General features: G+C 71.8%; 10 protein-coding genes. 5 read left to right on the top strand and 5 right to left on the bottom strand.

Annotated features, from left to right (window positions below; genetic code table 11):
- The 3 genes from VGH85_03115 to VGH85_03105 form a co-directional block, all read left to right on the top strand.
- A partial coding sequence (locus VGH85_03115; protein HEY2172781.1) for a response regulator transcription factor occupies window positions 1-607 on the top strand: 607 nt, incomplete at its 5' end.
- Window positions 604-1,998 carry a HAMP domain-containing sensor histidine kinase gene (locus tag VGH85_03110; protein ID HEY2172780.1) on the top strand — a complete coding sequence of 465 codons (1,395 nt, stop codon included), beginning with the start codon at window positions 604-606 and terminating at the stop codon, window positions 1,996-1,998. The genes VGH85_03115 and VGH85_03110, both read left to right, overlap by 4 nt.
- Before the next feature lie 79 nt (window positions 1,999-2,077).
- Window positions 2,078-3,547: a trypsin-like peptidase domain-containing protein gene (locus VGH85_03105; protein HEY2172779.1), complete on the top strand. Its 1,470-nt coding sequence runs from the start codon at window positions 2,078-2,080 to the stop codon at window positions 3,545-3,547.
- Between the two features lie 106 nt (window positions 3,548-3,653).
- Here the strand turns inward: VGH85_03105 and VGH85_03100 are convergent, their stop codons facing one another.
- From VGH85_03100 to VGH85_03080, 5 genes are all read right to left on the bottom strand, one after another.
- A complete protein-coding gene (locus tag VGH85_03100) occupies window positions 3,654-4,475 on the bottom strand; it encodes a SagB/ThcOx family dehydrogenase (protein ID HEY2172778.1) in 822 nt (273 codons plus the stop codon).
- Between the two features lie 8 nt (window positions 4,476-4,483).
- Window positions 4,484-5,860: a YcaO-like family protein gene (locus tag VGH85_03095; protein HEY2172777.1), complete on the bottom strand. Its 1,377-nt coding sequence runs from the start codon at window positions 5,858-5,860 to the stop codon at window positions 4,484-4,486.
- The gene (locus tag VGH85_03090) at window positions 5,788-6,756 is read right to left on the bottom strand and encodes a TOMM precursor leader peptide-binding protein (protein ID HEY2172776.1); all 969 of its coding nucleotides are present in this window, start codon (window positions 6,754-6,756) and stop codon (window positions 5,788-5,790) included. The genes VGH85_03095 and VGH85_03090 overlap by 73 nt, the downstream gene beginning before the upstream one ends.
- Entirely contained in the window at window positions 6,753-7,577 is an 825-nt protein-coding gene (locus VGH85_03085; protein ID HEY2172775.1) for a hypothetical protein, read from the bottom strand. Before VGH85_03085 ends, VGH85_03090 begins: the two co-directional genes overlap by 4 nt.
- A gap of 89 nt (window positions 7,578-7,666) precedes the next feature.
- Window positions 7,667-8,578 (bottom strand): heme o synthase, encoded by a 912-nt coding sequence (locus VGH85_03080; protein HEY2172774.1) that lies wholly within the window; start codon window positions 8,576-8,578, stop codon window positions 7,667-7,669.
- A gap of 329 nt (window positions 8,579-8,907) precedes the next feature.
- Between VGH85_03080 and tkt the strand changes: the two genes are divergently transcribed.
- Together tkt and tal are read left to right on the top strand one after the other, a co-directional pair.
- Complete coding sequence (tkt, locus tag VGH85_03075; protein ID HEY2172773.1) at window positions 8,908-11,043, top strand: transketolase; 2,136 nt, start codon at window positions 8,908-8,910, stop codon at window positions 11,041-11,043.
- Window positions 11,044-11,076: 33 nt separating this feature from the next.
- On the top strand, window positions 11,077-11,963 hold an 887-nt coding region (tal, locus tag VGH85_03070; protein HEY2172772.1), incomplete at its 3' end, for a transaldolase.

Here is an 11,963-nt window from a genome sequence, read left to right as displayed (position 1 = left end):
CGTCGAGCTGGCGGCGGACGGGTTCGAGGCGCTGCGCGTGGTCGCGGCCAACCGGCCCGACGCCATGGTGCTCGACGTGATGATGCCCGGCATGGACGGGCTGGCGACCTGCCGCCGGCTGCGGTCGGTCGGCGACGACCTACCGGTCCTGGTGCTCACCGCGCGCGACGCCGTCTCCGACCGGGTCGCCGGGCTCGATGCCGGCGCCGATGACTACCTGCCCAAGCCGTTCGCTCTCGAGGAGTTGCTGGCCCGGCTCCGGGCCCTGCTGCGCCGTACCCATGGCGACGTGACCGACGACGAGTCGCTGACCTTCGCCGACCTCTCCCTCGACCCGGGCACCCGGGAGGTCCGCCGCGGCGACCGGCAGATCCGGCTCACCCGGACCGAGTTCAGCCTGCTCGAACTGCTGCTGCGCAATCCGCGCCAGGTGCTCAGCCGGGCCCGCATCCTCGAGGAGGTATGGGGCTACGACTTCCCCACCACCGAGAACTCGCTCGAGGTCTACATCGGCTACCTACGTCGCAAGACCGAGGCCGAGGGCGAGAACCGACTCATCCACACCGTGCGCGGCGTCGGCTATGCGCTCCGTGAGACGCCGCCGTGAGCGGACCGTCCCGGATCGGCATGGCCTGGACCCGGCTCAACCTGCGCACCCGGATCACCGTGCTGGTCGCCGTCGCGGTCGGCCTCGCGGTGGCGATGGCGTCGGTCGCCGGCTACCTCACCGTGCGGCATGAGCTGCGCAGCCGCCTCGACAGCAACCTCGAGCAGCGGGCCACCGCCGCTGCCCAGACCCAGCTCGTCAACGACATCACGAGGTTCGGCCGGATCCCCGACGTCGTCCTCGCCCTGGCCACCGACGTCCGGGTCGCGCTGGTCACCTCCGGCGGCGACCGGATCGTCTTCTCCGGCGCACCGGTGCCGCCGATCGGCTCGCCGGAGACCGCCGTCGCCAACGGCATCGTCCACACGTCGCTGCGCAGCGCGACCGAGGACGGCGTCAGCTACCGCGTGGTGGCCGTTCCGGTGCGACCCGGTCTCGCGCTGGTGCTGGCCCAGTCCACCACCGCGACCGACCACGAACTCGGCCGGCTGGCCCTCGTCCTGCTGATCGTCGGACTGGCCGGGATCGTGGTGGCTGCCTGCGCGGGCCTGGCCGTCGCCCGCGCCGGCTTACGCCCGGTCGAGCGGCTCACGGCCGCGACCGAACACGTCGCCCGCACCCAGGAGCTGACCTCGATCCCGGTGCAGGGCGACGACGAGCTGGCCCGGCTGACCGGGAGCTTCAACCTGATGCTGGAGGCGCTCGAGCAGTCCCGCGAGCGGCAGCGCCAATTGGTCGCCGACGCCGGTCACGAGCTGCGTACGCCGCTCACCAGCCTGCGCACCAACCTCGACCTGCTCGCCCAGAGCGCCCGCCCCGGCGGGCCGACGCTCGACCCGGCCGACCGCGACGAACTCCTCGCCGATGTCCGCGCCCAGGCCCAGGAGCTCACCGTGCTGGTCGGCGACCTGGTCGAGTTGGCACGCACCGACTCCCCCGCGATCCGGCCCGAACCGATCGACCTCCGCGCCGTCATCGACCGGGCGATCGACCGGGTACGCCGGCGTGCCCCCGGACTGGCCTACGCGGTGGCGGCCGACCCATGGATCGTGATCGGCGATCCGACGGCGCTGGAGCGCGCGGTGACCAACCTGCTCGACAACGCGGCCAAGTGGAGCCCGCCCGGGGCCACCGTGACTGTCACGCTGCGCGACGGCGTGCTGCAGGTCGCCGACCAAGGCCCGGGGATCGCCCCCGCGGACCTGCCGCACGTCTTCGACCGCTTCTACCGCGCCGTCGACGCGCGGGGACTGCCCGGCTCGGGTCTCGGGCTGGCCATCGTCCGGCAGGCCGCGGACCGGCACGGCGGAGTGGTCGCCGCCGGTACGGCGCCGGGCGGCGGGGCGCTGTTCACCCTGCGGCTGCCCGGCCACGCGCCGGCGCGGACCTGACCGCTGCCGTTCGCAAAGTCTTCTGCATAGTTCAGCCCACTTTCAGGGTCCTCTCAGGCTGGCGGGCCACGCTGTGGCCATGACAGACGATCATCGTCCGGACGACCCACGTCCGTATCCGCAGGACGACGGCACCACCCAGCCGGGCCCCGGTGGCCCCGCGCCCCACTCCGACTGGCCGTTCGCGGCCGGCGCCGGCGGCGCGGATGAGACCTCCCCGACCTCGGCTCTGCCGCCCGCTCCCCGCACCCCCGCGGAGGAACCGTCTCCGTGGTCGCCGGCCTGGCACCAGACCGGCCCCGGCTGGAGTCCGGCGGCACCGCCGCCGCCTCCGCCGTACGGCTACTCGAGCTACGGGCCGGCGGCCGGGGCTCCGCAGCCCCGCCGCCGCCGCATCGCTGCGGCCACCGTGGCGCTCCTCGTCGTCGCCCTGGTCGGCGGCGGCGTCGGCGCCGCGGTCGAAAACCACTTCGGCGGCGGCACCAAGACCGTGGTGAGCTCGCTGGCCGCACCGCCGGTCTCCAACAACGCGGCGAACAAGGCACCGGCCGGTTCCGTGCAGCAGGTCGCCGCCGGGGTGCTCCCCAGCGTCGTGTCGATCACCGTCGCCACCAGCAGCGGCGGCGACGAGGGATCCGGCATCATCCTGTCCTCGGACGGTCAGATCCTCACCAACAACCACGTCGTGGCCGCGGCCGCCGCCGCCAACAGCGGCAGCGGCGCGCTCGGCTCGCAGAACTCCGGGCCGGCCACGCTCACCGTCACCTTCAACAACGGCAAGACCGTGCCGGCGACCATCGTCGGACGCGATCCGACGACCGACCTCGCCGTGATCAAGGCCAAGGACGTGCAGGGACTGCACCCGGCCAGCCTCGGCAAGTCCACCGGCCTCGCGGTCGGCCAGCCGGTCGTGGCGATCGGCTCGCCGCTCGGCCTGTCCGGCACGGTGACGTCGGGCATCGTCAGCGCACTGGACCGCCCGGTGCAGACCAGTGACTCGTCGCAGCAGAGCCCGTCCAGCGGTTCGCCGCAGGCCACGGTCATCGACGCCATCCAGACCGACGCCGCCATCAACCCCGGCAACTCCGGCGGGGCGCTGGTCAACATGCAGGGTCAGGTCGTCGGCATCAACTCCGCGATCGCGAGTCTCGGCGGCAGCGACGCCAGCGGTAGCCAGCAGTCCGGTTCGATCGGCGTCGGCTTCGCCATCCCGATCGACGAGGCGCGGCCCATCGTCGACCAGCTGGTCAACTCCGGTACCGCGAGCCACGCACAGCTCGGCGTCAGCGTCAGCGACGCGAGCAGCAACGGCGCCACCCCGACCGGAGCGAAGCTCGCCTCGGTCAGCGGCAGCGGAGCGGCCGCGAAGGCCGGGCTGCAGCAGGGCGACGTCGTGACCAAGCTCGGCGACCGGGAGATCGACTCCGCCGACGCGCTGGTCGCCGCGGTCCGGGCCAACCGCCCGGGCGACGCGGTCACCGTCACCTACGAGCGGGGCGGAGCGACCCACACGGCCACCGTCACACTCGGTTCGGACAAGGGTCACTGATCAAGCCTCACTAACAGGGGTCAGCCTCTCCCCAGACGGCCCGGCCGTGGGCACCAACCCGCGGCCGGGCCGTGACACGTCCGAAGGCGAATCGGTCCGGGTCGAGTCAGTCCGCCGCCGGTCGGCCGACCGGAATGGCGTAGAGCGCGTGTTCGGTGAGCCCGTCGACGCGCAGGACGTCGTTGAGCACGTCGTCGAGGAATCCGCCGATCGGCACCGCGGCGAGGTCGAGCGCCGCCGCGGCGAGCAGCAGGTTCTGGCAGGCGTGGCCGCACTCGAGCAGCTCGAAGCGGTAGCCGCGCTCGCCGTACTTGAATGCGGTACGGCGCGGGACGCCGGACAGCACGATGCAGGCCGCCGCCGTGTCGGCGATGTCGGGCAGGCTCAGCGCCGTATCCAGCGCGGCCCGGGTCGAGCCCGGGTAGAGCTGCGCGATCTGATGGGAGGCGGGCAGGTAGCCGTAGACGCCGTTCGGCAGACCGGCCACATCGAGTGCGCAGCAGTAGACCTCGACCGGGTAGAGCCCCCCGCCGGACGGTGTGGTCCGCAGCCCCCACGTGGTGCCGTCCGCCGGATCGGTCGAATGCGTCACGACGCCGGCGGCGGCGTACAGCAGCGTCGCGATCTCGTCGAGGCCCACCGCCTGCCCGCTCATCTCCCGCCGCGACCGCCGGCGTCGAATCGCCTCTCCGACGGAGACGTCCGCGAGCCCGGCGGGGGCGGGCAGGTCGATCGCCGGCAGGCCGGTGCAGCGCGCCGCCGGACGGGAGATCACCCGGCGGATGTCGGGCGACCCGCTGACCATCCGGATGGTGAGGAAGAGGTCGATGTCGGTCGGTTGGAGCTTGGAGGCTTCGTGGAAGACCTCGGCGGGTGAGAAGAGATCGGCCGGGGCCTCGTCGAGCAGCGGTGCCCGGGTCTCGTCCATCGGCGACCTCACGGGTAGGGGTGCGGATACGGGTTGAGCTCGGCAGGTTCGCGTTCCCGATCGAGGAGACCGAGTTCGACCGGGAGTCGCCGCCACCGCCGGCCGCCCAGGAACGGTGCGGTGTGGTCGCCCTCCATCGTCGTCAGGCCCGGCACCAGCGTCTTCACCACCACGACCCCGCACTCGGCGAGGTCGTCGGTCGTGATGTCGACGGCGATGACCTCGAGGTCGCGGTCGGCCAGCCCGGCGACGAGGCGGCCGAGGACGTCGATGGTCGGCTCACCGGAGCGCGCCACCGAACTGAGGTCGAGCGACGCCGGCGAGGACTGCAGGAACGCGAACGCCTCGCTCAGGTCGTTGCCGGAGTAGAGCCGCATCCGGTCCTCGAAGGTGCGGATGTTGGCGAACCCGGGGAGCGGCTCGACGGTGCGCCCGGTCGTCTGGTCACCCCACCGCAGACCCTGCACCAGCTCCACCAGCGTCTTGCGCACCGCCGTCTCCGGATCCGGGTGTGCGGCACCGGCGGCGAACACGGCCGGCGGGTTGCGGCGCTCGTCGGTGAGCGTGCCGAACACCGCAGTGACGGGCAGATCCAGGGAGACGTCGTAGAGCTCGTAGTGCAGGCCCGGCCGCGCGAAGACATCGGTGTAGTCGCCGGCGAGCGCGCAGGCCGGGTCGATCCGCAGCCGGCGCGGCGTGATGCGGTTGCGCCAGTGGATCAGCACTGCGTCCCGCTCGATCAGCTCGAGCAGCCCGCGCACCGTCGCGCCGGTCGACGTGCTGTCACAGGCGGCTCCGGTGGACACCGCCGGGGCGATCGTGACGCAGCCGTCGGGACGCAGATCGGCGTCCGGCCCGAAATAGACGAGACAGGCCGGGACGAGCCGGGCCCGCTGCCGCGTCAGGCTCCACCCGGTCACCCAGGTCAGCGGAGTCTGCTCGTCGAAGTGCGGGAAGGGAACCTGCTGATCCCGCTCGAACAGTGCCCACCGTCCCGGCTCCACGGGATCGGCCTCCGCCCGGTCCCTCAGGTCGGCGTAGCTCCCCGGGATCAGGCCGCCAGAAAGCGGGAAGCAGCACGCGTAGCGCTCGAAGGACTCCCCCACCGCGGCACTCGTCGCCTCGGCGAGCGTCATCCCCGCGCCGCTGCCGTTGATCTCGGCGGTGACGTCGACGCCGTAGCACCCCAGGTCCGCGACCCGGCCGCCGACCACGTGCACGGCCGGATCGGCCGCGCCGACCGGCACCTGGACGAGGTCGGTGACCAGGCCGACGTAACCGTCGACCAGGTCGGCGGGGCGGCGCGCGGCGGTCACGGCCCGGCGTCGGCGGCGGACCACAGCCGACGTACCGGCGCGGCCGGCCCGGCCCCGCAGGCCGGGCACCGCGGCAGCCGGAGCACGGGATGCACGCTGGGTACGCCGACCCGCAGGTCGAACCGCACGACCCGGCCCCTCGTCGCGGGCAACGCCGCCTCGCTGAGGAACTTCACCACGTCGAGTGCGAGCAGATCCGTGCCGACCGGAAACCGGAGCAACGGTGGCGGCATCGGCTCGCCGGCCGGCGCCCACCCGCTGCGGGCCGCCGCGCGGCGCAACTCGACGCACTCGACGCACGCCGTCTGGCCCGGATAGACGAACGGACCGACCACGATGTCGCCCTGGTCGCGGTGATAGAACACCGCGGGTACGCCGGCCCGGGTCAGCGACCGGCCGATCTGCAACCGACGGTCCGGGCGGGGATCGTCGCTGACGTGGACGACGAGGTCGCACCGCTCGGGCACCGTCAGGTCGGCGTCGTCGACCGGGGACAGCGTGCCGACCCCGGCCACCTCGAGATCCTCGGCGACCCGGCGCCACGCGCTGCCGGCACCGGCGACGACGACGGCGGCGGCAGCCAGCCGTTTCTGCAGCTCGCCGCCGGCGCGCTGCCACGCACTGGCCTCCGCGTCCCGTTCGGCGTAGGCGAGGACCGCCAGCGTGCGCGCCTGGTCGGCGTAGTCGGCCCACCTCGGATCGATGGGGGTCGCGTCCGGGCCTTCGCGCAGCGCCCCGGCCGCGACGAGCCGCCCCCACGCCTCGGCCACCGCCGCTGGTTCGAGCCCGCCGGTCAGCGCCGCCCCGAGCGCGTCGCCGCCGGGCCGATGGCCGTCGAGCAGCTGGTCGAGGAGCCGGAGCGCATCCGCCGTCGCCGCGGGCAGATCCGGCCCGGCCAGCATCCGGTCGCGGGCGGCCCGGTCGACGACCGGGTGGTGGGACGGCGGATCCGTCTCGGCGCTCACTGCACGCTGGTGGCTTTGCCGATGGTGATGCTGCACGACGTCGACGTACACGCGTTGCAACTGGTGGAGCAGCTGCACGCGCCGCGGATTGTCCGGGCCGCCGCCGGGTCGGCGATGCCCAGCACGACCTGGCGCACGGCCTCGCCCTGCTGCAGGGCGTTGACGGTGGCGAACTTCTGCACCAGCGGGGTCTGCGCCAGCAGCGCCTCGATCGCCGACGCGGGATACATCGGCCGGGTCTGCGGATCGTCGAGCAGCTCACGGAACAGCATCGACGACAGTGCGCTGAGGTCGGGCAGGTCGAGCGTGGCGGGAGCCGGTCGCGGGTCGAGCACGCGGATCGAATGCGGGCCGAGCCGCGAGGCGATCTCGAGCGCGGACAACGACCCGAGCTCCTCGGCGCCGACCGAGTGCTCGACCGGCCGCTCGCCCTCCCCGGCGGGGATGACGGTGGCGAACCTGGTCAGCCGGTACGGGTTGTGCTCGACGTCGACCATCCCGGCGATGGCCGATCCGCTGTGGTGCACGCCGATCGACACGGCCTGGTGGCCGGGGTCGGTCGCGAACGCGACGCCGTAGCTCGGCAGGATGCCCAGCACGTGGGCCGTCGGGACATCACCGTCGACCGAGTCGGCGACATAGACGAAGACGCGCACGCGGTCCACGTCGAAGCGGAAGCCGCGCTCCTCGAAGTGGACCAGCAGATCACGGAAGTCCGGACTGCTCGCGCGCATCCGGGTGACGTAGGCCGCAGCGCGGTCGCCCGGGAGCTGCATGATGTGTGACCGGGCAATGCCGGTCCCGTCGAAATCCACCGCCATGACCCACACTCCTGCGGGAAACCGGAACCGCGTCTACAGGAATGGTGGGCCCCGCGGACCCCCGGGTCAACACACTCGCCGTAATGCGGCTAGTGCAGCACCAGAGCGTCGACGGCCAGGGCGAGGAAGAGCAGCGACAGATAGGTGTTGGACCAGCGGAACAGCCGGAGCGACGTGATGCGCCCACCGGCCCGTGCCTGCGAGCGCAACTGGTAGGCATGCCAGAGGAAGATCACGCCGAGCACGATGGCGGAACCGCCGTAGATCCAGGACGTGGCGAGCGGCCAGAGCACCACCGACGTCACCACCAGCACCCAGGTGTAGATGACGATGCGCCGGGCGACGACCTCGGGTGAGGCCACGACCGGCAGCATCGGGACGCCGGCGGCAGCGTAGTCGTCGCGGAACCGCATGCCGAGCGCCCAGAAGTGCGGCGGGGTCCAGAAGAAGATCACCAGAAACAGCGTCGCGGCCGCCCACGAGACCGTGCCGGTCACCGTCGACCAGCCGATCAACACCGGCATGCAGCCGGCGGCCCCGCCCCAGACGATGTTCTGCGGCGTACGCCGCTTCAGGCCGAGCGAGTAGACGAAAACGTAGAAGAGGATCGCCGCGTCGGCGAGTGCCGCCGACAGGACGTTGGTCGTCAGGGCGAGCCACACCGTGGCGAGCACGCCGAGCGTCACGCCGAAGGCAAGCGCGTTGCGCGGCGGAACGAGATGGCGGGCCAACGGACGACGCTCGGTACGGCGCATCAGCTGGTCGATGTCGCGGTCGATGTAGCAGTTGAGCGCGTTGGCACTGCCCGCGGCGAGCGCGCCACCGAGCAGCGTCGCACCGACGGTCGTCCAGGACGGCAGCCCGCGGGCGGCGAGCATCATCGTCGGGACGGTGGTGACCAGCAGCAGTTCGATGATCCGCGGCTTGGTCAGGGCCAGATAGGCCCGAAGTACCGAGCCGACCGTGCGCTGCGGTGGCAACGACCCCGCATAGGCGGTCACCCGGTGCCCCTCATCGCGGTGCTGCCTGTGACGGCGGGGCGGGACACGGGAACGGCACCTCATGGACTCGGTGGTTGACCCGATCACTGTAATCCGGGCAACCGACCCTCCGGGGTGCGGGTCGGGGCTGCACGACCCGTCGACCGGCGCGCCGGATTGGGAGGTTTCGTCCACAGCCCGGACGGCAAACAAGACGGCAACAGGGAGGTGCAGGCACTCGGGCCGTCGGAGGGCGACGGGACTAGGGTGGTAGGTGATCATCACGCACGGTCCTTGAGGGCCTCCGACCCCCTCGGGACCGTCCCGTCACCGCAAGGGAGCGCGACCGCGTGGCCACGAAATCCGACAAGCACGAGACCATCCTTCCCCGCGACTGGGACGACATCGACCGCAAGGCCATCGACACGATCCGGCTCCTCGCGATGGATGCCGTGCAGAAGGCCGGCAACGGCCATCCCGGCACCGCGATGAGCCTGGCGCCCGCGGCATACCTGCTGTTCCAGAAGATCATGCGCCACGATCCGACCGACGCGTCGTGGCCCGGCCGGGACCGGTTCGTGCTGTCGTGCGGGCACTCGAGCCTGACGCTGTACATCCAGCTCTACCTCTCCGGCTACGGGCTCGAGCTCGACGACCTCAAGTCTCTGCGCACCTGGGGGTCGTTGACGCCGGGGCACCCCGAGCACGGCCACACGGTGGGCGTCGAGACCACGACCGGACCGCTCGGCCAGGGTGTGGGCAACGCCGTGGGCATGGCGATGGCCGCCCGGCGTGAGCGCGGGCTGTTCGACCCGGACGCCGCGCCCGGCGAGAGCCCGTTCGACCACCACATCTACTGCATCGCCTCCGACGGCGACCTCGAGGAGGGCGTGTCCGGAGAGGCCAGCTCGCTCGCCGGCCACCAGCAGCTCGGCAACCTGACGTTGCTCTATGACGACAACCACATTTCGATCGAGGACGACACCAACATCGCGTTCAGCGAGGACGTCCTGCGTCGTTACGCTGCTTACGGCTGGCACACCCAGCACGTCGACTTCCTGCTCGACGACGGCGCCTACGTGGAGAACATCGCGGCGCTCGAACGCGCCTACGCCGCCGCCCGGCGCGAGACCAGCCGCCCGTCGATCATCAAGCTCCGGACCATCATCGCCTGGCCGGCACCCAACAAGCAGAACACCGGGAAGGCGCACGGATCGGCACTCGGCGCCGACGAGGTGGCCGCCACCAAGAAGGTCATGGGCTACGACCCGCAGAAGTCCTTCGACGTCGACCCGGAGGTGCTGACCCACGCCCGCAAAGTCGTCGACCGCGGGCGGGCGGCGCACGCCGACTGGCAGCCGAAGTTCGACGAGTGGGCCAAGGCCAACCCCGACCGCTTCGCGCTCTTCGATCGGATGGCCACCCGGACGCTGCCGGAGGGCTGGGCCGACCTGCTGCCCACCTTCCCGCCCGACGACAAGGGGATCGCCACCCGCAAGGCGTCCAACGCGGTCCTCGACTCCCTCATCCCGGTGCCCGAGATCTGGGGCGGCTCGGCGGATCTCGCCGAGTCCAACAACACCACGATGAAGGGCGAGCCGTCGTTCGTCCCGTCCGAACACCAGACCAAGGAGTTCCCGGGCGGTCCTTACGGCCGCACGCTGCACTTCGGCATCCGCGAGCACTCCATGGGCTCCATCCTCAACGGGATCGTGCTGCACGGAGGCACCCGGCCCTATGGCGGCACGTTCCTCGTCTTCAGTGACTACATGCGCCCGGCGGTGCGCCTCGCCGCGCTGATGCAGCTGCCGGTCACCTACGTCTGGACCCACGACTCGATCGGCCTCGGCGAGGACGGGCCGACGCACCAGCCGGTGGAGCAGCTGGCGGCGCTGCGGGCGATCCCCGGGCTGGACGTGGTCCGGCCGGGCGACGCGAACGAGACGAGCGTGGCCTGGCGGACCGTGCTCGAGCACACCGACCGGCCGGCCGGCCTGTGCCTGACCCGGCAGAACATCCCGGTCTTCGACCGCGAGGCCTACGCCTCCGCGGAGGGGACCGCGAAGGGCGGTTACGTACTCGCCGAGGCGGGGCACGGCACCGCGCAGGTGATCTTGATCGCCACCGGTTCCGAGGTCGGCCTCGCGGTCGAGGCGCGGAAGAGGCTCGAGGCAGACGGTGTTGCGACCCGTGTGGTCTCCATGCCGTGCGTCGAGTGGTTCCGTGAGCAGCCCCCGGCATATCAGCAGCAGGTGCTCCCACCCGCCGTCAAGGCTCGGGTGAGCATCGAGGCCGCCGTGGCGCAGGGGTGGCGGGACTTCGTCGGCGATGCCGGCGAGATCGTCAGCCTGGAGCATTACGGCGCCAGCGCGGCATATACGGCGTTGTTCGAACAGTTCGGCTTCACCCCGGACCGGGTCGTCGCGGCCGCACACGCCAGCCTCGAGAAGGTCGGCGCCATCACCGGAACGACCACCGGCACCTGACCGCTGTCACCACCACCCGCAACGGGAGGCACCATGAGCGACCATCTCGCCGATCTCTCCGCCCAAGGCGTAGCGATCTGGCTCGACGACCTGTCACGGGAGCGACTGACGACCGGCAACCTGGCCGCGTTGTCCAAGGACAAGCACGTCGTCGGCGTGACCACCAACCCGACGATCTTCGCGAAGGCCCTGGAGAAGGGCGACGCCTACAACGAGCAGCTGAAGGACCTCGCGCTGCGCGGGGTCGAGGTCGAGGAAGCGTCCCGGGCGATCACCGCCTACGACGTCCGCTGGGCCTGCGACGTGCTCCGCCCGGCATACGACGCCAGCGACGGCCGCGACGGCCGGGTGTCGATCGAGGTCGACCCGCGCATCGCGCACGACTCCGACGCGACGGCCGCCGAGGCCAAGGCGCTGTGGTGGGCCGTCGACCGGCCCAACCTCTTCATCAAGATCCCGGCCACCCGCGAGGGCGTCCCCGCCATCACCCAGACGCTGGCCGAGGGGATCAGCGTCAACGTGACCTTGATCTTCTCCCTCGCCCGCTACGACGAGGTGATGGACGCCTTCCTCGCCGGGATGGAGCAAGCAAAGGCCGCCGGCCACGATCTGTCGTCGATGGCGTCCGTCGCCTCGTTCTTCGTGTCCCGGGTGGACACCGAGGTCGACGCCCGGCTGGACAAGCTCGGCAGCGCGGAGGCGAAGAAGCTGCGGGGCACGGCGGCGATCGCCAACGCGCGGCTCGCCTACCAGCACTTCGAGCGCATGCTCGCCTCCGACCGCTGGAAGGCCCTGGCCGCGGCCGGCGCGAAGACCCAGCGTCCGCTGTGGGCGTCGACCGGTGTGAAGGACCCGAGCTACGACGACACCCGTTACGTCGTCGAGCTGGTCGCCCCCGACGTGGTGAACACGATGCCCGA

The organism is Mycobacteriales bacterium (assembly GCA_036497565.1).
Taxonomy (GTDB): Bacteria; Actinomycetota; Actinomycetes; order Mycobacteriales; family QHCD01; genus DASXJE01.
The sequence above is the reverse complement of the archived record's forward strand: the minus strand, read 5'-3'. Positions and strand labels throughout refer to the sequence as shown.

What these genes read in the sequence shown, in the direction of transcription:
- VGH85_03105 (HEY2172779.1), top strand. Translation starts at nt 2,078, where the DNA reads ATGACAGACGATCATCGTCCGGACGACCCACGTCCGTATCCGCAGGAC.
- VGH85_03100 (HEY2172778.1), bottom strand. Translation starts at nt 4,475, where the DNA reads ATGGACGAGACCCGGGCACCGCTGCTCGACGAGGCCCCGGCCGATCTC.
- VGH85_03085 (HEY2172775.1), bottom strand. Translation starts at nt 7,577, where the DNA reads ATGGCGGTGGATTTCGACGGGACCGGCATTGCCCGGTCACACATCATG.